This is a genomic window from Acetobacterium sp. (assembly GCF_036508315.1).
Taxonomy (GTDB): Bacteria; Bacillota; Clostridia; order Eubacteriales; family Eubacteriaceae; genus Acetobacterium.
Genome location: NZ_DATCHP010000060.1, coordinates 1 through 26,550, shown reverse-complemented (window position 1 = coordinate 26,550; position 26,550 = coordinate 1). Strand labels below are relative to the sequence as shown.

Annotated in this window: 22 protein-coding genes and 1 other RNA gene; 19 read left to right on the top strand and 4 right to left on the bottom strand. The window is 41.8% G+C overall.

Annotation, left to right across the window (positions count from 1 at the left end; genetic code table 11):
- The 3 genes from VIK44_RS07735 to VIK44_RS07725 all read right to left on the bottom strand — a co-directional run.
- Positions 1-1,590 (bottom strand): alpha-amylase family glycosyl hydrolase (locus VIK44_RS07735; RefSeq protein WP_331553275.1); only part of this gene is annotated, 1,590 nt, incomplete at its 3' end.
- Between the two features lie 86 nt (positions 1,591-1,676).
- Entirely contained in the window at positions 1,677-2,549 is an 873-nt protein-coding gene (locus VIK44_RS07730; RefSeq protein WP_331553274.1) for a DUF92 domain-containing protein, read from the bottom strand.
- Positions 2,550-2,912: 363 nt separating this feature from the next.
- Positions 2,913-4,760: a sensor domain-containing protein gene (locus VIK44_RS07725; RefSeq protein WP_331553273.1), complete on the bottom strand. Its 1,848-nt coding sequence runs from the start codon at positions 4,758-4,760 to the stop codon at positions 2,913-2,915.
- Between the two features lie 362 nt (positions 4,761-5,122).
- On the opposite strand from VIK44_RS07725, the gene VIK44_RS07720 reads away from it, so the two are divergent.
- Both VIK44_RS07720 and VIK44_RS07715 read left to right on the top strand, forming a co-directional pair.
- Entirely contained in the window at positions 5,123-5,458 is a 336-nt protein-coding gene (locus VIK44_RS07720) for a hypothetical protein (RefSeq protein WP_331553272.1), read from the top strand.
- 11 nt (positions 5,459-5,469) lie between these two features.
- Positions 5,470-5,829: a phosphatase PAP2 family protein gene (locus VIK44_RS07715; RefSeq protein WP_331553278.1), complete on the top strand. Its 360-nt coding sequence runs from the start codon at positions 5,470-5,472 to the stop codon at positions 5,827-5,829.
- 132 nt (positions 5,830-5,961) lie between these two features.
- Here the strand turns inward: VIK44_RS07715 and VIK44_RS07710 are convergent, their stop codons facing one another.
- Positions 5,962-6,810 (bottom strand): pyridoxamine kinase, encoded by an 849-nt coding sequence (locus VIK44_RS07710; protein ID WP_331553271.1) that lies wholly within the window; start codon positions 6,808-6,810, stop codon positions 5,962-5,964.
- A gap of 102 nt (positions 6,811-6,912) precedes the next feature.
- Here VIK44_RS07710 and VIK44_RS07705 point away from each other — a divergent pair, with 102 nt between their 5' ends.
- The 17 genes from VIK44_RS07705 to scfA form a co-directional block, all read left to right on the top strand.
- Positions 6,913-8,310 carry a PLP-dependent aminotransferase family protein gene (locus VIK44_RS07705; RefSeq protein ID WP_331553270.1) on the top strand — a complete coding sequence of 466 codons (1,398 nt, stop codon included), beginning with the start codon at positions 6,913-6,915 and terminating at the stop codon, positions 8,308-8,310.
- A 146-nt stretch (positions 8,311-8,456) separates the two neighbouring features.
- A complete protein-coding gene (locus VIK44_RS07700) occupies positions 8,457-10,934 on the top strand; it encodes a U32 family peptidase (RefSeq protein WP_331553269.1) in 2,478 nt (825 codons plus the stop codon).
- A gap of 3 nt (positions 10,935-10,937) precedes the next feature.
- Positions 10,938-13,307, top strand: a complete 2,370-nt coding sequence (locus tag VIK44_RS07695; RefSeq protein ID WP_331553268.1) for an endonuclease MutS2 — start codon at positions 10,938-10,940, stop codon at positions 13,305-13,307.
- A 423-nt stretch (positions 13,308-13,730) separates the two neighbouring features.
- Entirely contained in the window at positions 13,731-14,423 is a 693-nt protein-coding gene (gene dcd / locus VIK44_RS07690) for a dCTP deaminase (protein WP_333783801.1), read from the top strand.
- 51 nt (positions 14,424-14,474) lie between these two features.
- A complete protein-coding gene (locus VIK44_RS07685; RefSeq protein ID WP_331553267.1) occupies positions 14,475-15,641 on the top strand; it encodes a cysteine desulfurase family protein in 1,167 nt (388 codons plus the stop codon).
- 20 nt (positions 15,642-15,661) lie between these two features.
- Positions 15,662-16,822, top strand: a complete 1,161-nt coding sequence (gene thiI, locus VIK44_RS07680; protein WP_331553266.1) for a tRNA uracil 4-sulfurtransferase ThiI — start codon at positions 15,662-15,664, stop codon at positions 16,820-16,822.
- A gap of 174 nt (positions 16,823-16,996) precedes the next feature.
- Complete coding sequence (gene hflX / locus VIK44_RS07675; protein WP_331553265.1) at positions 16,997-18,802, top strand: GTPase HflX; 1,806 nt, start codon at positions 16,997-16,999, stop codon at positions 18,800-18,802.
- Between the two features lie 3 nt (positions 18,803-18,805).
- The gene (locus tag VIK44_RS07670; protein ID WP_331553264.1) at positions 18,806-19,438 is read left to right on the top strand and encodes a YigZ family protein; all 633 of its coding nucleotides are present in this window, start codon (positions 18,806-18,808) and stop codon (positions 19,436-19,438) included.
- A 319-nt stretch (positions 19,439-19,757) separates the two neighbouring features.
- On the top strand, positions 19,758-20,246 hold the full coding sequence (locus tag VIK44_RS07665) for a VanZ family protein (protein WP_331553263.1): 489 nt from the start codon (positions 19,758-19,760) through the stop codon (positions 20,244-20,246).
- A 208-nt stretch (positions 20,247-20,454) separates the two neighbouring features.
- Complete coding sequence (radA, locus tag VIK44_RS07660; RefSeq protein ID WP_331553262.1) at positions 20,455-21,816, top strand: DNA repair protein RadA; 1,362 nt, start codon at positions 20,455-20,457, stop codon at positions 21,814-21,816.
- A gap of 77 nt (positions 21,817-21,893) precedes the next feature.
- A non-coding RNA gene (gene ssrS, locus VIK44_RS07655) (6S RNA) lies at positions 21,894-22,075 on the top strand.
- Positions 22,076-22,150: 75 nt separating this feature from the next.
- Complete coding sequence (gene ruvA, locus VIK44_RS07650) at positions 22,151-22,753, top strand: Holliday junction branch migration protein RuvA (RefSeq protein ID WP_331553261.1); 603 nt, start codon at positions 22,151-22,153, stop codon at positions 22,751-22,753.
- 4 nt (positions 22,754-22,757) lie between these two features.
- Positions 22,758-23,822 (top strand): Holliday junction branch migration DNA helicase RuvB, encoded by a 1,065-nt coding sequence (ruvB, locus tag VIK44_RS07645; protein ID WP_331553260.1) that lies wholly within the window; start codon positions 22,758-22,760, stop codon positions 23,820-23,822.
- Positions 23,815-24,840 (top strand): tRNA preQ1(34) S-adenosylmethionine ribosyltransferase-isomerase QueA, encoded by a 1,026-nt coding sequence (gene queA / locus VIK44_RS07640; protein WP_331553259.1) that lies wholly within the window; start codon positions 23,815-23,817, stop codon positions 24,838-24,840. Before ruvB ends, queA begins: the two co-directional genes overlap by 8 nt.
- Positions 24,841-24,864: 24 nt before the next feature.
- On the top strand, positions 24,865-25,986 hold the full coding sequence (tgt, locus tag VIK44_RS07635) for a tRNA guanosine(34) transglycosylase Tgt (protein ID WP_331553258.1): 1,122 nt from the start codon (positions 24,865-24,867) through the stop codon (positions 25,984-25,986).
- A gap of 19 nt (positions 25,987-26,005) precedes the next feature.
- The gene (gene yajC / locus VIK44_RS07630) at positions 26,006-26,413 is read left to right on the top strand and encodes a preprotein translocase subunit YajC (RefSeq protein WP_331553257.1); all 408 of its coding nucleotides are present in this window, start codon (positions 26,006-26,008) and stop codon (positions 26,411-26,413) included.
- 30 nt (positions 26,414-26,443) lie between these two features.
- The coding region (scfA, locus tag VIK44_RS07625) for a six-cysteine ranthipeptide SCIFF (RefSeq protein WP_331553276.1) at positions 26,444-26,550 on the top strand (107 nt) is incomplete at its 3' end.

Below are 26,550 nucleotides of genomic sequence, written 5' to 3'. Positions count from 1 at the left end.
ATTTTCCTTTCTGGGAAAATCAACCCACTCCGGATGTCCAAATTCATTGCCCATGAAGTTCAGGTAGCCCTCATTACTGGAAGAGATAGTAACGAAACGGATCATCTTATGCAGGGCTATGGCACGGTCAATGATAAGATTTTGGCTTTTCTTACCCATGTGCCAATACATTTCCTTATCCGCCATAGTGAAGATCAGGGTCTTATCCCCAACTAACGCCTGGTCATGTGATTCCACATAAGCGATGCGTTTTTCTTTAGGACGTCCTGTATTCAATTCATGCCAAAGTGTATTCATGTTCCAATCGTCATCCTTCACTTCAATTTGCTTAAACCAGAAGTCCGGCATTCCCATGGACAGACGATAGTCGAAACCAATGCCGCCATCCTCAATTGGCAGGCACATTCCTGGCATCCCGCTCATGTCTTCGGCGATGCTCATGGCGTCAGGATTGATTTCTTTGATCAGCTCATTGGCAAATTGCAGATAGGTGATGGCTTCGATATCGGTATTCATGCTGAAATACTTTCCATAGTTATCGAAGTCGGTTCCCAATCCATGATCGTGGTAGATCATGGAGGTGACGCCATCAAACCGGAAACCATCCAAATGATACTCTTCCATCCAATATTTGACGTTCGACAGCAGAAAATGAATGACTTCCTGTTTTTCATAATTAAACAGTTTCGAATCCCAGGCTTTGTGATAGCCCTTGCTTCCGGTATGAAAGAACTGGTATTCGGTGCCGTCGAATTCATTAATCCCTTCGCTTAAATTTTTGACAGCATGGGACTGGACAATATCCATGAGCACTCTGATTCCCATGAGGTGTGCTTTGTCGATCAGGGACTTCAGCTCATCCGGCGACCCGAAACGGGATGAAGCTGCAAAATAGTTGGAAACATGGTAACCAAATGAGCCGTAGTAGGGGTGCTCCATCAAGGCCATTAATTGAATGGTATTGTATCCCAGCTCTTTGATTCTTGGAAGAATATTTTCCTCGAATTCCCTGTAGGTTCCGACTGCCTCTTTTTCCTGAGCCATGCCAATATGTGCCTCGTATATAATCGGAGCTCTTGTGCTATCGCTTTGAAAATCGGCGTCCTGCCACTTGTAATTTCGATAAGGTTTCCAGATTTGACCACTGAAATCCAAGGTCTCCGGATCTTGTACCGCTCTGTTGACGTACAAAGGGATCCGATCCCGGCCTTGACCATTGGATACGACAAAGACCTTCACCCGGGATTCATGTTTCAATGATCCTTTCCCGGGAATGAATATTTCCCATACACCGTTTTCTTTTTTGACCAGTTCATGGGATGTCCGATCCCAGTTATTGAAATCACCAATCAAAAATAGTGCATCAGCTGCTGGAGCCCATTCACGGTAATACCAGCCTTTATTTGTACAATGAAAGCCAAAATAATGATGCCCGTTGGCAAAATCCTTCAAACAGTTGCCGTCACCAAGAATCGCTTTTTTTATATCTTTATAGCGTTTTATTCTTAACTCCAAATCGTGCTTGTAAGGACTTAACCATGGATCGATTTCCAATATTCTGGGTTCAATAATTACTTTTTTTTCGCTCATACACATTTCCTCTACTTTCGCATTGGGATATATTGATAATTTAATTTTAACCAGAGACGCCTGTAATGTAAAGAAAAATATAGATTTTAAATTAAAATAAATTGAATTAAAATACAATAAAAGAATAAAACCAGTATGGATACAAGAAGCGAGCTGGCAAAATTCACGAAGTCGTTATTCACAAAGCGCCAGCCGCTGTGCAGTGGATTGGGTTTGTTTTCATAGGTTGGCTTTTCGGTTAGTTCACCGGTCTTCAGACTGATGTACTTGGCCTGAATGGTTCCACCCAATAAGCTATCCAGGATCGATCCCATAAAACCGCCAAATGTAATCAAACCAATCTGAAACAGCAAAAATTCGTTCGCATTTCCTGATACTAACTCATAAAATCCAAAGGTCAGGGCTATAACCACGGCTCCTCCAAATGAAGCCACCAAACCCAGAGGGCTCACCCCTCCGGATATCCCTCGCTTTACGGGACGAAAGCTCAGCAGTGACACCGGAGATCGTTTGCTGAGGATACCGATTTCTGATGCCCAGGTGTCGGCATTGCAGGCAGCGAATGCGGTTGCTACAGCCACTACATAGGCCTCATTTTGAAAAAGCACAAAGAGGATGCCCATAATCAGGGCAGCCCCGCCATTTGCGGCAACTTGAAAGATATCCCGGGGACCGGCCTTGGCGTGAAGCTCAGCCTCAATGGGATCTTTAATGCTTGCCTTAAAATGGGACAACAGGGTTGAGCTCACAAAGAAAACCATGAGCAAGAGTAAAAAAAGCGGACCGCCGGTGTAATAGAGTGCCACCGCTAAAAAGAAAGCCCCAACAGCTGCGGTTGGACTCAGGGATTGGCGTTTTAAAGCAACTCCAGCAAAAAGCAGTGATAAAAGCACGAAAATGATCTGTTGGATGGTTGTTGCTGTTTGAATAACCCGATTAGCATTCAGTATGTTTTCCAAAAAAAAGTCCTCCTCACAAGACAAACCAAAAATAATAGGCCCCGGAAGCCACCAGTTGCAGACAAGAAAAAGAAGTGATAGCATAACTGGGAACGTGCAACCTTATCAAAAGCTTCCAGGTTATTTCTAATCATATTATATCGGGTTTCAGCTTCCATGGCAATTTTTTTCCAGAGGAAAATGAGCTGAGGGGAGATCCGGTACGGCCAGGCTTTCAGGCGACACACCAAAAAACGCCATGAGATCCGGGGGAGATAAATACGATTAATCCGATAATCCGTGCCAACATCCCTTAGAATATATGAGAGAAATATTCTGACGAACCGGTTAGGTTGAATTGTTTAATGGTGGGGTTACTCAGAGTCACTTTTGTGGAGTGGGAACATGTTCCCGGAGCAGAGCGGCAAACTGTTCCGGCACAATGGGTTTACTGAAGTAGAAACCCTGCATCTCATCACAGGAGTGTTCCTTTAAGAAGTTCATTTGTTCTAACGTTTCTACACCTTCGGCTACAACATTTAAACTTAAAGTTTTGCCTATGTCAATGATAGCTTTGGTGATTGTCTTGTCTTCAACTTCTTTTGGAATGTTGCGGATGAAAGATCGGTCAATTTTGAGCGTATCAATGGGAAAGTTTTTGATCTGGGTAAGTGAAGAGTAATTGGCGCCGAAATTGTCCATGGAAAGCCGCACACCCATGCTTTTGATTTTAGTTAATACAGAAATCATTTGCACAGTATTATACAACACCATACTTTCGTTAATTTCGAGTTCCAGCAGGCTTGGTGTCATACCGGTATCTTTCAGTACTAACCTGATATCTTCTATCAGGTTAGCGTCTGTGAGTTGTTTTAGCGACAAATTAATTGAAATGCAGACAGTTGGAAGACCCATCTTTTGCCATGCATCATTTTGATCACATGCCGTCTTCAGCACCCACTTGCCAATGGGTATGATCAACCCTGTTTCTTCAGCCACGGGAATGAATTGTGTTGGGGTTACGGAACCAAGATATGTATTCTGCCAGCGCAGCAACGCCTCAACACCAGTAATCACGTTCGTTTTGAAATCAACTTTAGCCTGATAATGCAAAGAGAACTCATTGCGCTCCAGCACATGACGCAAATTTGTCTCAATAGACAAACGTTCAGTTGATTGTGACTGAATATCATTTGAGTAGAACTGGTAGTTATTTCGGCCTTCTTCTTTGGCAAAATACAGTACGATATCCGCATTTTTCATCAGTGATTGTTCGTCCTCTCCATCTTTAGGGTATATACTGATACCGATACTGGCTGTTATGTGGCATTCTTCACCCAGAAGAATCACCGGTTTTATGGTGTTGATAAGTATCTTGTGGGCAACAATCTCAACTTGACGCAACTTACGTACGTCATCTATCAATATGATGAATTCATCTCCGCCCTGTCGAGCGACAATATCTGCTGCACTCAGCGTTTGTTTGAATCGCTGGGCAATTTCTTGCAACAGTTGATCTCCAGCCTCATGGCCTTTGGTATCATTGATAATCTTGAAACGATCAAGATCGATGAAGAAAACGGCTAACTGTCGTTTATGCTGTCGCGCAGACTGGATTGAGTGGTTCAGCAGTTGGCTGAACATCAAACGGTTGGGCAGTCCCGTCAGGCTATCGTGCGTGGCGAGGTACTGAATCTGTTCTTCGGCGTGTTTCCGTTCAGTGATGTCATGTCCAACGCCGCGAAAACCGACTATCTTGCCTTCCTTGTCCCATTTGGGGAAAATGGAAAACTCGACAGAGGCTGCTATGCCGCCTGTTTGGATATATTCACAGAGAAAATTCTTAGTTGATTCACCTGTTTTAAGGATGTGATGGAATAGTCTGGAGACTGAATTCAAATCTTCCTTCTTTACGAAGTTTTGAAAATTCAGGCCAATTAGCTCTTTTTGAGAATATCCCAAACCCCGGGCAAAAATATCGTTAAAAAAAGTGATGTTGCTCGCCAGATCTGTTTCAAAATACCATTCCTCCATCTCGTCCATGATGGTTCGATATCTTTCTTCGGACTGCCGGAGATCTTCTTCAATTTGCTTGCGCTTGGTAATCTCCGAGTAAAGCTCGTCCGTCTTTTCCAGTACGCTATTCTCGTACACATCGAGCAGTTGTTCCAGAGCCGCTATTTGAGACTTGAAAAGCTGATTTTCAACGGTTGCAACACTATCATCATCCATATTAGTCTCCTTCCGTTACCTTTAGTAAGCGACCTTCTCCCTGGTGAGCGAACACCGTTATTTCAAAGGGCAATACCGCCAGTTTTATTTTCAGTGACAGGTTCTTAAAAAGATCAGATCAATCGATATAATAGTCGAAAAGTTGGTTTCCTATCCATAGTAAAGGGATCGAGGATAATTTCTGGTTAGCCAACATATAGAAATATAATACCCGACAGCTTAGCCTCTAAACAAATATTACTTCAACTTCCATTAATTCACAATGAAATTGAAATGGATAGTGTGAGAAACTGAATTTTTTGATTATGCACTTTAAACATTTATGATATAATTTAGGAATAACTGTAGATATCGGAGTTTATATGAAAAAAACGAGTGAATGGCTATCTGCCAATAAACATGCCTATGCCCTGCTGTATTTTGTTTTTTATCTGGTGGCTTTTTTTACACTGGAGTATTTGAAGAGACCGCAATATATAATACATAGTTTTCTGGATGATTACATACCGTTCAATGAGTATTTTGTCATTCCATATTTTCTGTGGTTTGTGTGTATCGGGATTTCATTAATCGGCTTTATGATTTATGAAAAAGAGACATTTCTAAATCTGTGTCTGATGATGTTTGGAGGAATGACTTTCTGTCTGATCACCTATGCAATCATTCCCAACGGACTTAATCTCAGGGGGGGGGAGTAGCAGCGAATAATATCTTCTGTCAGATTACGAAATGGCTCTATACCTTTGATACACCGACGAATGTATGCCCATCGATTCATGTAGCCAGTTCTGTTTCAATTGCGTTTTCAGTATGGAAATCGAAAAAATTGAGAGCCTATCCGAAGTTCCAATTTGGAGGGATTGCACTGATGCTTTTAATTTGTGTTTCAACTGTATTTTTAAATCAGCATTCCGTCATCGATGTGTTCTGTGGTGTACTGTTAACGACTGTTTTATTCTATATGGCCTATTATACGAATTGGATGAGCATTCCCGGTCAAATTACGAAAAAAATTTCTAAGGCAAGGCCGGAAATTTCTGGAGATCGTGTATCGGATATAAAAAACTAGCCGAATGGATGGGTTCTATTTTTACGTCATTGTTCGTAAGCATTGGTTATTTTGTATCTGAAAGTCGGGATAAGTTCTGTGATAGCAAAGAAATCCGGACTAATTATCGGATTTCTAGCTGCTCGATTATATTTACAGGCCTAAACGTTTTATAAGGTAGGGGATGGCTCTTTCGAAGCAGACGCCGTATCTTTTTTCTTGGTCAAGTTCTACAGTTTTGACTATGCATTCATGGGCATAATCCACTGCAATCTGAGTGGAATCCGCCAGGGAAAAATCACGTAATAATGCGGATAATAAAGTGCTTCCGAAAATATCACCGGTGCCATGAAATAATCCCTCAATACAATCATTGAATAAAAAATGAATATCACCTGTTTCAGCATCATAGGTGGCAGCTCCAAGTTTGCTTTTTTCAAAGGATACCCCGGTAAGAACAACTTTTGGGGCGCCTAATTGAGAGAGCTTTTTTAAGGTCGTTTCAATATATTTCTGGTCATATCCCCGGGAAATATAGGGTGCATCTAAAAGGAAAGCCGCTTCAGTCAGATTGGGAACAATGATATCGGCTTTAGCGCAGAGCTTTGCCATTCCTTTTGCCATTTCCGGAGAAAAGACGGAATAAAGCTCGCCATTGTCAGCCATCACCGGGTCTACCATAATGAGGTTATCATCGGTTCTAAAGGTATCAAAGAGTTCCGCAACCAGATCAATTTGTTCAAATGAGCCTAAAAATCCACTGTATATGGCATCAAAGCTATGGTTGAGTGATTGCCAATGTTGTGAAATCGGGCGGATATCATCGGTTAAATCACGATAGGTAAAGTTTTCAAAACCACCGGTATGGGTTGATAAAACTGCGGTTGGTAAAACACTGGTATTGAAACCAGCTGCTGAAATAATGGGTAGTGCAACCGTCAGTGAACACCGACCGACACAGGAAATATCATGAATGGCAACCACTCGTTTTTGTCTTTTCATCTAAGGTCTCCTTGATTTTCTAGTATGTTTATTATATTATAAAACTGGATCTATTAAAAGCCTTAGTTTTTTAAGGGGCTTCAGGTTCAGGCAGGAGAGCAGATGATAACCATCCATTTTAAAAATCAGGGGCAATCCCTTTATGAAGAGATATATGAATTTATAAAAAATGAAATACGATTGGGAAATCTTAAGTTTAATGAAAAACTGCCATCGAAACGTGGTCTTGCAGCCCATTTGGCAGTGAGTGTTAATACGATTGATTCGGCTTATGGCCAACTGGTGGCAGAGGGCTATGTGAAGGCGATTCCCAAGAAAGGCTTCTTTGTTTGCCAGATAGATGCTTATCTCCATGGTGACGAACCGATTGCTGCAGATGTAAAACCGCTAAAGATTAAAGAAAATAAAAAGATTAAGATTGACTTTTCTCCCAATGCCATTGAGCGGAATCTCTTTCCCTATGATACATTTCGAAAAATCTTCAAGTCCACTTTCAATGAGTATGATTTAAATCTTTTAAAAAAACCACCCATTCAAGGGGACCTTGATTTAAGAAAATCACTGGTAAAACTTTTATATCGGTCAAGAGGTGTGACGTGTTTTGAGGATCAAATCATCATTGGTGCCGGAACCGATAATCTGCTTCAGATACTGGGTTTGATTTGGGGCCGGGATAAGGGATTCGTTTTTGAAAATCCGGTTTATTTAAAGGCTTATAAAATCGTTGAGAATATGGGCAATAAAGTCATTCCCATTGATATTGATAAAAAGGGGATTCGCATTGAGCCATTAAAAAATCTTTCAAACATTGCCATTTATGTAACGCCTTCGCATCAATTTCCTTTGGGAATAAGCATGCCCATTGATCGGCGCATCAAGCTTCTTAATTTCTCAAATAAAGATGAGGCAACGTATATTATCGAGGATGACTACGACAGTGAATTCCGATATAATGAAAAACCCTTGCCGTCCTTGCAAAGTATTGACAAAAATGGCAGGGTTATTTATATCGGTACTTTTTCAAAATCCATTGCACCTTCCATCAGGATCAGCTATATGGTTTTGCCGGAACCCTTACTTAAAATTTATTTGGAAATCTGTGATGAGATCAGCTCACCGGTATCCAGTCTTGAACAAAAGATGATTGCCGAATTTATAGCCAGTGGACATTTTGAAAAGCATGTTAATAAAATGCGCAAAGTTTATAAAGAAAAAAGAATGTTTTTAATGGACACTTTAAACCAATTAAAGGAAAAGATAGCAGTCACTGGGGAAAATGCCGGACATCACCTTTTGGTCCAATTAAAAACTGGGATGACTGAAGAGGATATGTGTGAGCGTGCCCTCAAATTAGGGGTTAAGGTATATCCCATATCGACCTATTTCATTAATGGTGTGCCTGAAAAATATGAAAGCATGGTATTGCTTGGCTATGGATCCCTGGCTTATGAAGAAATAGATGAGGGAATCAGTATTCTTAAAAAAGCCTGGGGAATATAGAAAATAGATTGCTAATCATTAGCGCTGCATACTGTTGACAAAATCTATTCTTAATTGGTTAGAGATATGTTATAATTATTAATTGGCGTTGTTACAACCAGTCTAAGGACTGATTAAAATATAGAAAACTAGAATAAGAGGTTAAAATGAATATAAAACCAGAAATACTTGCACCTGCCGGAACCATGGAGTCAGTTATTGCTGCCATAAACGGAGGCGCAGATGCGGTTTATTTTGGAGGGAAAGCCTTTAATGCCCGTCATAATGCCGTCAATATGACAGAGGAAGAAATAACCACCGCGGTAGAACTTTGCCACAGCCATCATGTGAAGGTGTATATTACCCTGAACATTTTAATAAAAAACAGTGAATTATCGCTACTGATAGAGTCCCTGAATTTTTTAAAAAACCTGAATGTGGATGGGCTTATTGTCCAGGACATTGGGGTTATTTATCTCATCCAAAAATATTTCCCGGAATTTAAACTTCAAACCAGTACCCAGGCATCGATTTATGGCCTGGAAGGGGTATTGTTTTTTGAAAATATGGGATTTTCACGGGTTGTCCTGCCACGGGAAATGCCCCTGACGGAAGTGGCTGAAATAAAAAAACAAGCCAAAGTCGAACTTAAAATATTTTGTCATGGGGCTTTGTGCTACGCCTATTCCGGCCAATGCCTGCTAAGCAGTATGATCGGTGGCCGAAGCGGAAACCGGGGACTGTGTGCCCAGCCCTGTCGTAAAACCTACGAACTGCTGGATAGCGATGGCAATTTTTATGGATCCGGTTACCTGTTAAGTCCCAAGGATCTTAATACATTGGATGATATTGAGGCGATTGTAGCATCAGGCGTGGATTCTTTGAAAATTGAAGGTCGGATGAAAACACCGGAGTATGTTTATGGGATTACCCGGGCATACCGGGATAAAACCGACTGGGCTTGTGGGGAAAAAATTAAAGAAACCATGGATAAACAGGATGTCATGCAGGTGTTTAACCGGGATTTCACCCGGGGACACCTGTTTAATGAGCCTGATATCTTAAATGCCCAGGTTGGAAAAAACAGAGGCACTCTGATTGGGAAGGTTTCTGTTATGCCTGAATCCGGATACACTGGAAAACATCCGGAGTATCAGCATTTACCCATTGTCCTGGATAAAGGGGCAAGCCTTTCATTAGGAGACGGTTTATCTTTTGGTGAAGATGGAAATATCGGAACCAAAGTAGATGGCATTTTCACCCTGGAAGGAAAACGTCTGGATAAAGGCCGGGGCGGGGACGCCATTGCCATTCCCTGTCGGTTTGGGGCTAAATTGGGAACCCTGGTTTACAAAAATTTAGACAAGGTTTTAATGGATCGTCTGCAAACTGAAGGTTCAAAGTCAGTTGCATTGCCTGATATGAGCGTTGATTTTAAGGTTGTTATTAAATCCGGGAAATCTGCGGAGATTACAGCTATATCAAAGGGTTTTGAAGCATTTTATCAGTCTGAATTCATACCGGAAGCGCCTCTTAAAAACTCCTTGGAAGCGGCTATGGTTGTGGAGCAGCTTTCACGATTGGGCGGAACTGACTTTGTTCTGGGAGAAATTGATATTGATCTGGATCCGAATCTGTTTTTAACCCGGGGGCAAATAAATTCACTAAGAAAAGAAGTGATGAAAGCCCTTGAACAAAAGTTGGCAGACCATACAAAAAAAGAAATTGCGCCATTGACCCTGGTTCCTTTGGAAAAAGAACTAAAAGGACTTAGGGCAAAGCCTTTAAATAAAACAGAGAAAAAACGACTTTCTGTTGAATTTACGGAAATACCATCGGAAGCATTTCTTTTGGAACTTAAAGATCAGGGCATTGATGAGATCGTACTGCCACTGTCCATGGACAATCCACTGGAAAGAGCTGCTTTTACAAAGTCTCTGGGATTCAAGGTTTTATTGGCCACGCCAAAAATAATGGATATAGGTTTATCACGAAGAATGCGTTCTTTTTCGGATGATGGGATTTTTAGTTCAGACGTCATCGACGGTCTTCTCATTGGGAATTATGAAGCCCTGAATATTTTTCAATACCAGGAAATTTATTTAGAGGCCGATCAGTCGTTTAATATTTTAAATACTTTGTCCACCAATGCTTTGAAAAATTGGGGAATGACTACTGGCGTTTTGTCACCGGAACTTGATGGTGAAGAACTCAAGGTCATTTCAGAAAACGCCGGACTTGCAACCGTGTTACCGGTTTACGGAGCCCAGGAGCTCATGCTGAGTAAAAAGTGTATTTTTAATTGTCAGGATTGCCCCGAGAAAAAAAAGGGTGCTACCGGGGTTTGCCAAAAGAAAATGTCTGGAAATTTAGTGGATGAACGCCGACAATCGTTTCCGGTTCGAAGAGACGCCCAGGGAACCATTCATATTTATAATGGGGACACCCTCTTTTTACGGGAAGAGATTTTGGATTTGAATGGTATTGAAACCTGGCGGATTTATCATCGCAACGAAAGCCCGGAGACGTTAAAAACAATTGTTAATTATTACAGTCAGGAAATTTATAAAAAGAATTGGGGTCTTCCTGAAGGGCTTGGTACCGAAGGCACCACCCGGGGAAGTTTTAAACGAGGAGTGAAATAATCAATGGATCAACGAAGTCTGAAGGTCTTGGAATATCATAAAATTTTAAAAAGTTTGCGAGAGCGCTGTGTCACCCAGGGAGGGAAGGTCATGGCAGGGGAGCTTGTTCCGGCTGAAACCCTGAGCGGCGTTAATCGCGCCCTTGAGTTTACAGATGAAAGCCTGGGAATGATTTTAAGAAATGGCCGTCCGCCCTTAGCGGATGTTGTCAATACCAGTGATTATGTCAAGCGTGCTGCCATTGGATCGATGCTTTCCATGACGGAACTCATTTCTATTGCAACCTTGCTGCGGATCGCCAGGGATATGGAAAACTATTTTAAAGCAGACACTCAAAAAAGCGAGCTGGTTTTACTCACAGAGCTTTTCGGTGTCCTGAAAATTTGCGAAGAGCTGGAAAAGGAAATCAGCCGTAAAATTTTAGGACCGGAAGAAATTGCCGACAATGCGTCAAGAGAGCTTGCGCGGATTCGTCGTGAAATGCAATTTAAAAATAATCGCATCAGTGAAAAGCTGAGTCATATGATCAGCTCCACGGCCTTTGAAAAATATCTTCAGGAGAAAATTGTGACCATTCGGAACAACCGCTATGTTATCCCGGTGAAACAGGAATATCGGAGCCAGGTGCCGGGCATTGTTCTGGATAAATCGGCCAGTGGCGCTACTTTGTTCATCGAGCCCATGGCCGTGGTGGAACTTAATAATGACATTAAAATATTAATTGCCGAAGAGGAACAGGAAATTATCAGAATCCTCAAAGATTTAACCCAAAAGGTGGCCGACAACCGGGAGGATATTATCTGTAATTATGATATTCTGGTAGAACTCGATTTCCATTTTGCCAAAGGAAAATACGGACTGGATATTAACGGGATCAAAGTCGATATCAGTTTGGGCGGCAGCATTCAATTACTGCGCGCCAAGCATCCTCTTATTCCGATGGATCAGGTAGTGGCTTCGGATATTATTTTCGATCAATCAATTGATACCATGGTGATTACCGGGCCGAATACCGGTGGGAAGACGGTTTGCCTAAAAACCATGGGGTTACTGAATCTCATGATTCAATCCGGGATTTTTGTTCCGGTGAGAGAGGGCAGTACCACCCGGATTTTCAATGATATTTTTGCTGACATCGGAGATGAGCAGAGTATTGAGCAGAGCCTGAGTACTTTTTCTTCTCATATGACCAATATTGTGGAGATTATTGAGAAGGCGGATGAAAACAGCCTGGTGCTTTTTGATGAGTTAGGTGCCGGAACGGATCCCACCGAAGGGGCAGCCCTGGCCATTGCCATTTTAGAAACCCTTCATCAACGTAAGGTCACCAGTGTGTCCACCACCCATTACAGTGAGCTTAAGGAATTTGCTTTGGTCACTCCTGGCGTCATTAACGCCAGCGTGGAGTTTGACGTCAAAACCTTACGTCCCACCTATCGCCTGCTCATCGGGGTTCCCGGAAAATCCAATGCCTTTGAAATTGCCAAACGTCTGGGTTTAAGAGATGATATCATTGAAAAATCCCGGGAACTGATTAAGAATGAAGCCATTCGCTTTGAAGAAACCCTGATTAAAATTGATGAACAGCGTCGTCGTACCGAAGCCGAGCATGATGCCATGATCCGCTTGAAACAGCAGACCGAGGCACTAAAACTCGACATGGACCGTGAACGCGAACGCTTTGGCATTGAAAAGGAAGTCCTTACCAGAAAAGCCCAGGAAGAAGCATTGGAAATCGTCAGGAAAACCCGGGTGGAAACCGAAGAAATCTATCGGGAAATCCGGACGATTCAGGAAACCATTACCAGTGGCATCAAAGATAATAAGCAGCTGGAAGCCATTCGCAAGCGTATTAAGGATAAAGAAAAAAACATCTACAATTTTGGGGAGGTTCCCAGAGATTATCAAGTCCAGGGTCTGGATATTGATGATCTGACCATTGGCATGAAGGTTTATGTTAAAAGTCTTCGCCGAGAAGGGGTCGTCATTAAGATCTTAACCAATGATAACAAAGCCATGGTTCAATCGGATATGATTAAACTCAAAGTTGATGTTGGTGACCTCACGCCCTCGACAGCAATTGCGAAACCTGAGGAAAAAATGGTGACCTATAAAAAAATCGACCGCCATGTGATGAACACTAAATTAGATCTCCGCGGAAAAAATGGCGAGGAATCTTTGTTTCTGGTGGAAAAAATGCTGGGAGATGCCATGCTTTCCGGGAACAAGCAAATCATGATTGTTCATGGCAAAGGCACCGGTAAGCTGCGCCAGATTATTCATGAATACCTTAAAGGAAATCCTTTAATCGAGGATTTCAGGTTAGGGGCCATGAATGAAGGCGGTTCCGGAGTAACCATCGTCAATTTGTAGAAGCAATTGCGAAAGTGCGGTGAGCATTGTTGTCTGTTTACATGAAACAATTTTTCCACTATACGGCGGACAGTCTAACGACTGTTCGCCTATACGTTATAAAATTGTTTTCGCGAAGGCAACGAGCCAATCACAAGCTCGCTTGTAGTTGGCGACTGTCCGCGAACCATAAGAAATTCGCAAAGCGATTTCTTATGGTTTTGAAAACTGACAACAATGCAATTTACGGTTGTGCTTTCCCATTATTGAGCCATATTGCTTAGGGAGTAACTTTCAAGTTCGCATTGATGCACACAATTAGAAAAAATAATTATTCTGAAATGACCGATGACGTTCATTAAAAATAGCCTTGTAAACAAACCCTGGATATAATACAATAGATGGGAACTTTTATAGCCCAATGATACGGGGGCGGGCAGAGTATTGACAAAGAGAAACGTAAGTCCCGGAGACAATCGTAACATCAGTTGTCTGCATCATGGCGAACAGGCCATAGCCTGTACGATCATGCAGCAGACAACGATTTACCATTGTCTCCGGGACGAATATTCATTTAAAATAAAGAAAATTTTGGAGGAACTCATGATACTATCGGATAAAACCATTTATAAATACCTTGAAAGTGGCGAGCTCATCATTGACCCCATGGAAATAGGCCAGGTGCAACCGGCATCGGTGGATATCCGTTTAGGATCCAGCTTTTTAAAATTGGACGAAAACAGTTTTGAAGCCATGACCTTAACCGATGAAATTAAATATATTTCCATACAGGCGAATGAAATCATCATTCCATCGAATTCCTTTTTACTGGCAACCACCATGGAATACATTAAACTGCCCTGTAATCTCACCGCTTTTGTTGAAGGTCGCAGCTCCATTGGGCGCATGGGCTTATTTATTCAAAATGCCGGTTGGGTTGACCCTGGTTTTGAAGGTGAAATTACCCTTGAGCTTTACAATGCCAACCGTTTGCCCATTAAGCTTGAAACCGGCCGACGGATTTGTCAATTGGTTTTTGCTCAAATGGATGAAGAAGCCCTTAATCCTTACCAGGGTAAATACCAGGGACAGCGATCTGCTGTGGGCAGCCGTATTTTTATGGATGATGAATGTTAATTATTAAAGTTGAAAAAATCAGGTCTTCAAGCAGTGAAGGAACGAAATAAAATGAATGAAATTTATTTAGATAATGCCGCAACGACCCGGGTAGATCCTCAAGTTGCTGAAAAAATGATGGATGCCTTTACCAATAATTACGGAAATCCCTCTTCTCTTCACCGTATGGGAATGCGTGCGGAGCAAGCCGTTAAAGAGGTTCGTGAGCGTATTGCAAAAACTCTGAATTGCCAGAGTGAAGAGATCTTTTTTACCTCAGGTGGCACTGAGGGAAACAACATGATTATTAAAGGGATTGTTGAAAATAAACAACGCAACCGACTAAAAATAATTACAACAAGCATTGAGCATCCCTCAGTGCTTAATATTTTTACTTTTTATGAAAGTCATCACATCGACGTGGTGATCCTCAGTGTTGATGATAAAGGACTCATCGACTTGGATGAACTTAAAGCGGCCATGGATATGGATACCATCCTGGTCAGTATTATTGGAGTCAATAATGAACTGGGAACCATCCAGGATCTTAAGGCCATCGGCAAAATCATTAAAGATATAAATCCTCAATGTGTTTTTCATACGGATTTTGTTCAGGGATATATGAAAATTCCAGTGGATGTGGTGGCATGTCAGCTCGACGCCTTAACCTTATGCGGTCACAAAATATTCGGGCCGAAAGGTACTGGTGCAGTTTATGTTAAAAGAGGCGTCGGCTTAAAACCTTTGATGCGTGGTGGCGGTCAGGAAAAAAACAGACGTTCCGGCACTGAGAATGTTCCGGGAATTGTTGGTTTGGGAGAGGCCATTGCTCTTCGTAAGGACACTTATATAGAAGAAATGGATACCATCAGAAAGCTGAGAAATCGTTTTATTGCAGGTATTCAAGCAACCACTGAGGATTTCAAAATCAACGGTGATCCCAATGGGAGCCCCTACATTCTCAATCTGTCTTTCAATCAGGTTCGCGGTGAGGTATTGCTTCATAGCATCGAAGATCAAGGTGTTTATGTATCTACCGGTTCTGCCTGTTCCTCTCATAAAAAGGAAAAGCAGTATGTCCTTAAGGCCATTGGACTTTTGGGAGAATATAAAGAAGGTACCATCCGGATTAGCTTTTCAAAAGATATCACCGCAGGTGATGTGGATGAAGCTGTGGCCATTATTGCAAAAGCAGTGGCAGGGTTGCGGCTTTTAGTTAAAGGCCGGCGCCGAAAATAATTTACAGGAGAAAAACAGTTATGGAGCATGTTATTTTAGTACGGTATGGTGAGATTGCCCTTAAAGGGTTAAATCGAAATTTCTTTATCGACTTACTTGCAAAAAATATTCGAAACACCCTTCGCTGTGTTGAATCAGCCAAGGTGAAAAAAATTCAGGGACGGATCATTGTTTTTCTGGATGAAACTGATTTAGATCTGGCAATGAGCCGGGTGCAAAAAGTTTTTGGGATTGTATCCATTAGCGATGCGGTTATTATTGCCAGTGACATGAAAGTCATTGAAGAAAATGCCATTAAACGGATTCGAGAAACCGAGGGCCTTAAAACCTTTAAGATCACCGCTAAACGCGGGGATAAAACCTTCCCCATGAAATCCCCGGATTTATGCGCTCATTTAGGTGAGGTGATTCTTAATGCCGTTGAAGGGATTAAAGTGGATATTCACAATCCTGAATTAAACCTCTGGGTTGAAGTCCGGGAAGAAACCTATATGTATCATGAATTTATTCCCTGTAATGGTGGGTTACCGGTGGGCTGCAGCGGCAAGGGTGCTCTTCTTCTTTCCGGAGGAATTGACAGCCCGGTTGCCGGTTATATGATGGCCAAACGCGGTGTGGAAGTCATCGGGGTTTATTTCCACAGTTTCCCTTTTACCAGTGACCGTGCCAAACAAAAAGTGGTGGATCTGGCAAAGATTATGAGCCAGTACTGCGGGAAGATCAAACTGTTTGTGGTGCCTTTTACCGAGGTCCAGACAAAGATTGTGGAAATGTGTCCTGAGAAACAGACCACCATTATCATTCGGCGTTATATGATGCGTATTGCCGAAACCATTGCAAATAATGAAGGGGCAAAATGTTTAATCACCGGGGAAAGCCTGGGTCAGGTAGCCAGTCAAACCATGGAAGGCCTGGGGGCTACCAATGCTGTCGCAGAACTGCCGGTATTCAGACCCCTTATTGGTTTTGATAAATCGGAGATTGTAAAGATTGCCCAGACCATTGGAACCTTTGAGACATCGATTCTTCCCTATGAAGATTGCTGTACTATTTTTGTTCCCAAGCATCCTGAAACCCGGCCAAAGGTTGCAGAAATGAAACGATCCGAAGAAGTAATTGCTGAAATGATGATCGGGATGATGGCAACCGCGGTTGAAAATTGTGAGATTGTTAAGTTATAAAAAATTTGCACGCATGAATCATATCTAACCCCGTAGGGGCGGGTATTACCCGCCCGCAAACGTCCCGGCATTTGCAACCCATTAAAAACCAGGCAAGTATTTTGCCTGGTTTTTATGATATAATGAAAAGATTAAATGTGCAACTACAATGACTAAAAAGCAAAGGAAAAGATAATGGCAGATAATAATAAAAGTGGCATTCGCCAAAACTATATAAATGAACTCAATGATTTAATTGGTTATGAAATGGAAGACCAGGTGCTTTTGGATGAAAATGTTCTGGAGATCATGAAGCGTCTGACGCTGGCAATTCAACGGGAAATTCTCATTGCAACCAACGAAAAGAATCGTGTCCAGTGGGTGAACATCGGAGATGCTTCCACCGTTACCATTGGCGACAAGGACATGCTGTATCATGAAAAATGCCTGAATAAGTATCGGGTTATCCATACCCATCCCGGCGGCAATCCCAATCTATCAGCAGAGGATCTTTCAGCTGCCAAAAATCAGGAGCTGCAGTGTATTGTGACCATTGGCGTGGCTGAGGATTCTCCGGCAAGCTTCGGTATCGGGGTGCCGGTTATTGAAGAGGGTACCATGGAATACGCCCAGGGTTTGTTCAAAAGTCTGAAAGCCCTCAATACCTTTCCCCTTGATCATTATATCCTTCAGGCCAATCGTTTTATTAAAAATGATCCCAATAATGTTTTTGATACCGAAGATACAGAAGAACGTGCCCTTCTTATCGGCATCGACCTTCCCGGAAACGATGGGGTGGATCTTGAGGATTCCATGGAAGAGCTGGCTCAGTTGGTAAAAACTGCCCAAGGCAAAGTCATCGAACGAGTCACCCAATCCCGAAGCAAAATCGATCCAACTTTTTATGTTGGAAAAGGCAAGATTCAGGAGTTGTTTAAAGTCATCCAAAATAATGATATTAATCTGATTGTCGCGAACGATGAGCTCAACTCGAAACAAATTGCAAATATCGAAGCAGCGACCGGCATCAAAACAGTTGATCGCACCACCATTATTTTGGATATCTTCGCCCGTCAGTCAAAAACCCGTGAAGGAAAGCTCCAGGTTGAGCTGGCCCAGCAGAAATATCGGATGTCCCATCTTAAAGGTTTGGGGATTGTGATGTCTCGATTGGGTGGTGGGATTGGTACCCGAGGCCCTGGTGAGAAAAAGCTGGAAACCGATCGACGGCTGATACGAAAACAAATTGATGACCTTGAGGAAAGAAATGCGCGTATTAATAAAAGCAATACCTTAAATGCTCTTCAACGACAAAAAAATCAAATCCAAACGGTGAGCCTCATTGGCTACACTAACTCAGGGAAAAGCACCCTGTTTAATGTACTGACCCAAAGTAAAGCGGTGACGAAAGATGGACTTTTTGTGACCCTGGACTCGACGCTGAGAAAAGTTGAACCGGAACAGGGGGATTATCTGATTTCTGATACGGTTGGATTTATTGAAAAGCTCCCTCATGATCTGATTAAGGCATTTAAAACCACCTTGAAGGAGGTGGAAACAGGGGATCTGCTTCTTCATGTGGTGGATGTATCCAACCACAATTATAAAGCTCAAATTGATGTGGTCAATCAGGTGCTTTCTGATATTGGCGCCGGCAATAAAAAAGTTATCCTCGTTTACAATAAAATTGATAAGCTGTCCCCAGAGGCAAGAGCAGAGCTGATTCAAAAAAACAAGTGCCCCGGTGAGGATCTGAGTCTGTATATTTCAGCGAAAGAGGGGCTGGAGATTGACGTTTTATCAGAAATTATACAAAAGGTCCTGCGAGGGGCAAAACGAAAGATAAAGCTTCTCATCCCCTATGATGATAATAAGGCGATTGCGTCCCTTCATGAGAAAAAAGTGGTTTTGGATATTGACTATCAGGAAAAAGGAAACCTGGTGACCATTGAGATTACCGATGCGTTTCCCATCCATCTGTTTGAAAAATATGTGGTGTAGAATATGGAAGATTATAATACGGTTCTAACACCCTGTGAAACAGAAATCGAAATCAAAAAATCTAAGTTTATTAACTTGGTATATCATGGTGAAAATGAAGAGACCATAGAGACGATTTTAAGCGAGATTCGAAAAAAACATTATAAGGCAACCCACGTTTGTTGGGCCTATGTGCTGAATTCTGAACAGAAACGGCAGAAGGCCAGTGATGATGGGGAACCCTCAGGGACAGCAGGGAAACCGATTCTGGAGGTTATTAATCATCGGGAGCTTCGGGATGTGCTGGTGGTTGTTGTTCGTTATTTCGGTGGCGTCAAGCTGGGAACAGGTGGACTCATCCGTGCTTATAGCGGTGGCGCCAGTGATGTGCTTAACCTGTCTCAGGTCATAAAAAAACAATTTTCCGATCAATTAATGATTGAGATCAGTTATTCCAGTTATGGTGGCTTGATCAGCGGCTTACTGGAGAAAGATATAACGCCTGTGCATGAAGATTTTGGAGAAAATGTAATTTTGTCCTTTCAAATCCCGGTTGCGGAAACCAAAGAATTTTTGGCCTGGGTAGAAGATCAGACCAACGGGAATGGTCAGGTAACCCTTGGACAACAGGGGTATGTTGATGTAGTAATGACTTGAAAATAATCTTTGTTAAACCAGAATTTCAGTGAAATTTTAAGGTTTTATCATAAATAAATAAAAAAACAGGTGAAATCCTTTACAAAATCCTTAAAGTTGGTTATAATTACTATTGTCAAGAAATAATACAGAGTTTTAAATTAGTATGGATACAATAATGTATTTTAGTTTAAGACCGAGAATAAAAATACCGGAGAAGTTCTCCGGTATTTTTTCTTGTGATTCTTTTGAAATTACAAAATTTATTGATAACTAAAGGTTCTTTAGTTATAATAGAATAGTTTTGAAGAGAACTGAATACATTAGAAAGGAATTTCATATGATAAAAAGCAACCGAGTCAGGTTTTTGGTAAAACTCATTTTTTTCACCTATCTGGTCTGTCTAATTATTCTGACTTTGTTACCGGATTCAAGCAACGTCACCTATGAAACCACGTTTAACTATATGCCTTTTACAAGCATTGATGACTTTTTTTCTGATATTATGGTTAACGGTATTATTAACTGGGCGTTTTTGGCAACGAAGCCAACAGAATTTCTGAATATTTTTCTGAATACTTTTACGGATTCCTTTAAGAATTTGATGGGAAACATTCTGATTTTTATTCCTTTGGGTTTTTTATACCCTTTGTGTCGTAAAAAGAAAGTGGGATTTTTTGAAGCCTTGTTAGTGATACTGGGTTCGTCTTGTATGATTGAACTCATTCAGTTTTTGTTTTTAACCAGCCGCAGGGCAGATGTTGATGATGTGATCCTCAACCTTATCGGCGGCATCATCGGTTATCTAATTTATAAATGGATTAAATAATTAAACGGAGTCTATGAGAAATTGCAAAATTCAAAACGCAATCGTAAATTGCTTTGGTGTCAGTTTTCATAAACGATTTTATAACGTATAGGCGAACAGTCGTTAGACTGTCCGACGTATAGTGGAAAAATTGTTTCATGTAAACAGACAGCGAAGCTCACAGTACTGTCGCAATTGCTTATAAACGAAGTCAGTTAAGGGAGAAGTCATGGCGAAGAAAAAAAGTATGTTTGTCTGTCAGAATTGCGGTCATGATTCCCCTAAGTGGATGGGAAAATGTTCGGAATGCGGGGAATGGAACAGCATGGTAGAGGAAATTGACTTTTCCAGGTCTGCAGGTAAAGAAAACAACCGGGAACGTGGGGTTTATTCCAAACCAAAAGCATTAGCAGAAATTAGTTATACTGGCGATAAACGCTACATCACAAAGAATGAAGAGTTTGATCGGGTTCTCGGGGGAGGCATTGTTCCCGGTGGCATGATTCTCTTAGGAGGAGACCCGGGAATTGGGAAATCCACCATATTACTTCAAACCACTGAATCCCTGGGAAATCAGGGATATAAGGTTTTATATATTTCAGGAGAAGAATCGGAACAGCAATTGAAAATGCGCGGGGAAAGGATGAATGTGAAATCCGAAAATATTTATTTCCTTTCTGAAATAAATATTCCTTATATATTAACAATTATTTTAGAGGAACGGCCGGACATTGTCATTATCGATTCTATCCAAACCATGTACAGCCCGGATATTTCATCAGCCCCTGGCAGCGTCAGCCAGATCCGGGAAAATACAGGAGCTTTAATGCAACTGGCGAAAAAAGATAATATCTCCATTATTCTGGTTGGACATGTCACCAAGGATGGCAGTATTGCCGGGCCTCGGGTATTGGAACACATGGTGGATACGGTTTTGTATTTTGAAGGGGAAAAATATCATACTTATCGAATCCTTCGTGGGGTTAAAAATCGTTTTGGATCGACCAATGAAATCGGAATTTTTGAAATGACTGAAAATGGGCTGCAACCGGTAACCAATCCATCAGAAATGATGCTGGACAGTCGCCCCCAGAATACCTGCGGGTCTGTGGTGGTTCCCTGCATGGAAGGCACCCGCCCTTTACTGATTGAGCTTCAGGGTTTGGTATCGCCGACCGGGTTTGGAAATCCCCGGCGTATGTCAACCGGAATGGATTATAACCGAATGGTTTTACTCATGGCTATTATGGAAAAACGATTGGGAATTCAAATGCAATCAGTGGATGCTTACATCAACGTGGTTGGCGGGATTAAAATTGATGAACCAGCTTTAGACCTTGGGGTGATTGCCGTACTTTATTCCAGCCTTCGTGATTTTCAAATTCCCGGTGATTTAATGATCCTTGGCGAGGTTGGACTGACCGGAGAAATTCGAAATATCCAACATATGGATAAGCGACTTATGGAAGGAAAAAAACTGGGATTTAAACGGTGCATCATTCCTAAGGGGAATCAGAAGGGCCTTAGCCTTGATGGTATGGAGATTCTTCCGGTGGATAATATAAGAGCGGCACTGGATATTCTTGTGTAAAAAAAAATAAGAATATTAAGCATTAATGGGCTGCAAAAATTTATCCTTTTATTTTTAAGGAATTATGTGTATAATATACTTATCCCAGGTGTTCGTTTTACTTTGTTTTTGAACCTACATCAATATTCAGGGAGTCTGATTGTTCAGAAGCAGATGTTAGGCCTCGTTTTACCAGTGGAAAACAGAAACTTAGTGACAAGACACCCACCTAGCTTTCGCTAGGGCGTCAAAAACAGAGTACGGCACATTGGGATAGCACCTCAGGGTGCTTTTTTATTGTATTATATTTTTGTTTTGGTACAATAGAGAGAGTATGATTGATTAAGGAGAACGCATGTACGAATATATAATCGGGAGCCTGGAGGAACAGGCCCTGGACTATGTGGTCATTGATTTGCACCATATGGGATACAAAATTAAGGTTTCGGCCAATACGCAAAATGAATTGCCAAACCTCCATTCAGAGGTGAAACTTTACCTCCACCAGGTCATTAAAGATGATGAAGTGGCTCTTTATGGTTTTGCAACAACGGATGAGCGGGAAATTTTTCGTACCATTATCGGAATTTCGGGGATTGGTCCTAAAGCGGCTACCGGGCTTTTGTCCCAGTTCAGCCGGGATGAGCTCATTTCTCATATTATCAACGATGATCCTAAAAGCATTACCAGAGCTCCGGGGATTGGTATTAAAACCGCCAGCCGGATGATTTTGGAACTTAAGGATCGTTATAAGGACTATGCTCCAATGAATCTGCCGGTGGGTGGTGCAAAAGCACTGAGCGATACTGCCAGTGAGGCGATTAACGGACTTGTGGGATTGGGATACAGTATTTCCGAGGCCTCGGAAATGGTGGCCAGAGCTTATTTGCCTGAGATCAGCCTGGAGGATTTAATTAAAGGCGCACTCAGGGCACCCAATCCAGTGAAGGGACGGTAACTAAATGAAAGACCGGATTATTACCTCAGACGTTACTGAGGTTGATATTGACATTGAAAAAAGTTTAAGACCTCAGGGTTTAAAGGAATATATTGGCCAGGAACGTGTTAAAAAACAAATGGGGATCTTTATCAAAGCAGCCCAGAAACGCGAAGAAAGCCTGGATCATGTGCTGCTTTACGGACCGCCGGGCCTGGGAAAAACAACTCTGGCCAATATTATTGCCAAAGAAATGGGCGTTGGCATTAAAACTACTTCCGGGCCTGCCATTGAAAAGGCCGGCGATCTGGCGGCGATTCTCACGAATTTAAAGGAAGGGGATATCCTTTTTATTGATGAAATCCATCGCCTGCAACGAACCGTGGAAGAAGTTCTCTATCCGGCCATGGAAGATTATGCACTGGATATTATTATTGGAAAAGGCCCGGGAGCCCGGTCCATTCGTTTGGAACTGCCGCATTTCACCCTGATTGGCGCCACCACACGGGTAGGGCTTCTTACCTCCCCACTAAGAGATCGTTTTGGTGTGATTCACCGATTAGAACTTTATAATCCTGAAGAATTAACCACCATTATCCACCGTTCATCAGGAATTATCGGGGTCAAAATAGATGATGAAGGAGCGGTTGAACTGGCTATTCGTTCCCGAGGCACGCCACGTATTGCCAACCGTTTGTTAAAACGCGTCCGGGATTATTGCGAAATTGAAGGACAGGGGTTCATTGATCTGCAAATTACCAAAGAAGCATTGGATCTTTTTGAAGTGGATGCTGTGGGTTTGGATCAGATCGATCGCACCATGCTCATTACCATTATCGAAAAATTTGATGGCGGTCCGGTCGGACTTGATACCTTAGCCGCTGCCATTGGTGAAGAAAAAAATACCATTGAGGAAGTCTATGAGCCTTATCTGATCCAACTGGGTTTTCTTTCAAAAACACCAAGGGGACGGATGATTACAAGCCGCGGTTATGCCCATTTAGGGTTAGAACCTTTATTAAAAAAAGAATTGGACCCGAATCAGATAAAAATAAATTTTTATAGCAACGAGGAAGATACCGATGAATAAAACTGATTTTTACTATGACCTTCCAGATGAACTCATTGCCCAGTGTCCCCTGAAAAAACGGGATGATTCACGATTAATGGTTTTGAACCGAAAAAATAACACCGTTGCGGATCGCCATTTTTCTGACATAACCGACTATTTGCACCCGGGAGATTTACTTGTCATGAACAATACCAAAGTTTTGCCTGGCCGTCTTTACGGACATCGGGAAGACACCGGGGGTAAAGTGGAAATACTTCTTTTAAGGCATTTATCAAAAACCGATTGGGAAATCATGGTAAAGCCCGGCAAACGGGCCCGGGTTGGTGGCAGGATTGTTTTCAGCCCGGAACTTAAAGGCGAAATAACCGGTACTACCGAAGGGGGACTTCGGGTGATCAACTTTGAATACGATGGTATTTTCGAAGAAATTATAAATGACATTGGTTTAATGCCGGTGCCGCCGTATATCCATGAAACCTTAAAAGATAATAATCGTTATCAAACGGTTTATGCAAAATATGACGGATCTTCAGCGGCACCGACAGCTGGTCTTCACTTCACCCCGGATCTCATCGAAAAAATTGAAGCCATGGGTGTTGAAACCACGGAAGTCACCCTTCATGTGGGCATTGGAACCTTTAGACCGGTAAAATGTGATATTATTGAAGAGCATCATATGCATGAAGAGTATTGCGAAGTCACCGAAGAAACCGCAAAAGCCATTAAACGGACAAAAGCCAATGGCGGGCGAATCATTGCGGTGGGAACCACTTCGGTGCGAACCCTGGAAAGCAATGCCAAACGTCATGACGGCGAGGTGAAAGCCTTTGCCGGCACGACGGATATTTTTATTTACCCTGGCTATACCTGGAAGGTGGTGGATGCTTTAATCACTAATTTTCATTTGCCGGAGTCCACGTTACTGATGCTGGTATCGGCCTTTTATAATCGGGAAGCGGTGATGAAGGCTTATCAAACGGCCATTGACTGGAAATATCGTTATTTCAGCTTTGGCGATGCCATGCTGATCGAATAAAAAGTTATAATATAGGAGAAAAGAATGAGTGAGTTTCGCTACGAACTAATCAAAGAATGCAAAGATACCGGGGCACGGCTTGGAAAAATCCATACCAGCCATGGGGTCATTAATACCCCGATTTTTATGCCGGTGGGAACACAGGGGACTGTGAAATCCCTGACTTCCGAGGATTTAGTGGAAATGGATGCAAATATTATCCTTGGAAATACCTATCATCTCTATTTGCGTCCCGGTCAGGAAATAATGGAAAAGGCCGGAGGTCTTCATAAGTTTATGCATTGGGACCGTCCTATCCTAACGGACAGCGGGGGATTTCAGGTATTTTCTTTAAATGACTTAAGAAAAATCACCGAAGATGGAGTTGAATTCATATCACATATCGATGGGTCAAAACATTTTATGACTCCGGAAAAGGCCATTGATCTGCAAAATACCATTGGTGCTGATATTATTATGTGTTTTGATGAGTGTGCTCCAGCCGGTGCAGACTATGAATACACAAAAAATTCAATGGAAATGACCACACGGTGGGCTAAACGCTGTAAGGATTCTCATAAATATCCTGAGGATCAAGCTTTATTTGGAATTGTTCAAGGGGGAATGTATGAGGATCTTCGGGCGCAAAGCGTTAAAGAGTTAACAGAAATCGATTTTCCAGGCTATTCTATCGGAGGGCTCAGTGTCGGCGAGTCTAAAGAGGTGATGTATCGGATATTGGATGCTACAGTACCGCTTTTACCCAAAGATAAACCACGGTATTTAATGGGAGTTGGGTCTTTGGATGCTCTTTTTGAAGGCGTGATTCGTGGAATTGACATGTTTGACTGTGTTCTTCAAAGCCGTATTGCAAGAAATGGCACCGCTTTCACAAGCCACGGAAAGGTGGTTGTCAGAAATGCGACCTACAAGGAAGACTTCTCACCAGTCGATTCCGAGTGTGATTGTTTCGTTTGTCGAAACTATACCCGGGCTTATATCCGCCATTTAATCAAATGTAATGAAATTTTAGGTGCCAGGTTATTGACATATCATAATTTATACTTTACACTTGTAACGATGAAGAGAATTCGACAGGCCATTATGGATGATAACCTTTTGGCTTATAAAGAAGCTTTCTTTGAAAAATATGACATTGCAAAATAAAAATTAAGGAGAATATTAAATGTTTGGAATTGATTTTACATTGATTCTTCCTTTGATTTTAGTGCTTGTGTTCTTTTATTTCTTTATTCTTAGACCTCAAAACAAACAAAAGAAAGAAATTCAAGATATGCGTTCAAGTATGAAACCAGGGGACGAAATCATTACTATTGGCGGCTTTTATGGTATAATTTATGCCATCGGTGAAGAAAATGTGACCATTGAATTATTGCCTGATTACAACAAGGCTTTAATATCAAAAGCAGCTATTTCTAAAGTTGTAGTTTCTGCGGATGCTGTTGCAGCAGCAGAAGAGGACGATTTTGAAGAGATAGATAAAGAAATCATTAAAGATAGTGACGTTGTCGATGCAGAATATGAAGAAATCGATGAAGCCGATGATGATATGAGTACAAAAAAAGAGAAATAAATAATCTCGTTTTAGAAGGGAGTGAACAATTTGAAGCACATTAAAGTCATTAAAGAAGGAACCCTTACTGATGTAAAAAACAGAGGATGTGGGGAATGTCAAACTTCTTGTCAGTCAGCTTGTAAGACTTCCTGTAC

Coding starts and splice junctions, on each gene's coding strand:
- VIK44_RS07695 (WP_331553268.1), top strand. CDS start 10,938: ATGGATCAACGAAGTCTGAAGGTCTTGGAATATCATAAAATTTTAAAA.
- thiI (WP_331553266.1), top strand. CDS start 15,662: ATGGAGCATGTTATTTTAGTACGGTATGGTGAGATTGCCCTTAAAGGG.
- VIK44_RS07705 (WP_331553270.1), top strand. CDS start 6,913: ATGATAACCATCCATTTTAAAAATCAGGGGCAATCCCTTTATGAAGAG.
- VIK44_RS07720 (WP_331553272.1), top strand. CDS start 5,123: ATGAAAAAAACGAGTGAATGGCTATCTGCCAATAAACATGCCTATGCC.
- VIK44_RS07700 (WP_331553269.1), top strand. CDS start 8,457: ATGAATATAAAACCAGAAATACTTGCACCTGCCGGAACCATGGAGTCA.
- ruvA (WP_331553261.1), top strand. CDS start 22,151: ATGTACGAATATATAATCGGGAGCCTGGAGGAACAGGCCCTGGACTAT.
- VIK44_RS07670 (WP_331553264.1), top strand. CDS start 18,806: ATGGAAGATTATAATACGGTTCTAACACCCTGTGAAACAGAAATCGAA.
- queA (WP_331553259.1), top strand. CDS start 23,815: ATGAATAAAACTGATTTTTACTATGACCTTCCAGATGAACTCATTGCC.
- VIK44_RS07710 (WP_331553271.1), bottom strand. CDS start 6,810: ATGAAAAGACAAAAACGAGTGGTTGCCATTCATGATATTTCCTGTGTC.
- VIK44_RS07685 (WP_331553267.1), top strand. CDS start 14,475: ATGAATGAAATTTATTTAGATAATGCCGCAACGACCCGGGTAGATCCT.
- yajC (WP_331553257.1), top strand. CDS start 26,006: ATGTTTGGAATTGATTTTACATTGATTCTTCCTTTGATTTTAGTGCTT.
- VIK44_RS07665 (WP_331553263.1), top strand. CDS start 19,758: ATGATAAAAAGCAACCGAGTCAGGTTTTTGGTAAAACTCATTTTTTTC.
- tgt (WP_331553258.1), top strand. CDS start 24,865: ATGAGTGAGTTTCGCTACGAACTAATCAAAGAATGCAAAGATACCGGG.
- VIK44_RS07725 (WP_331553273.1), bottom strand. CDS start 4,760: ATGGATGATGATAGTGTTGCAACCGTTGAAAATCAGCTTTTCAAGTCT.
- hflX (WP_331553265.1), top strand. CDS start 16,997: ATGGCAGATAATAATAAAAGTGGCATTCGCCAAAACTATATAAATGAA.
- ruvB (WP_331553260.1), top strand. CDS start 22,758: ATGAAAGACCGGATTATTACCTCAGACGTTACTGAGGTTGATATTGAC.
- radA (WP_331553262.1), top strand. CDS start 20,455: ATGGCGAAGAAAAAAAGTATGTTTGTCTGTCAGAATTGCGGTCATGAT.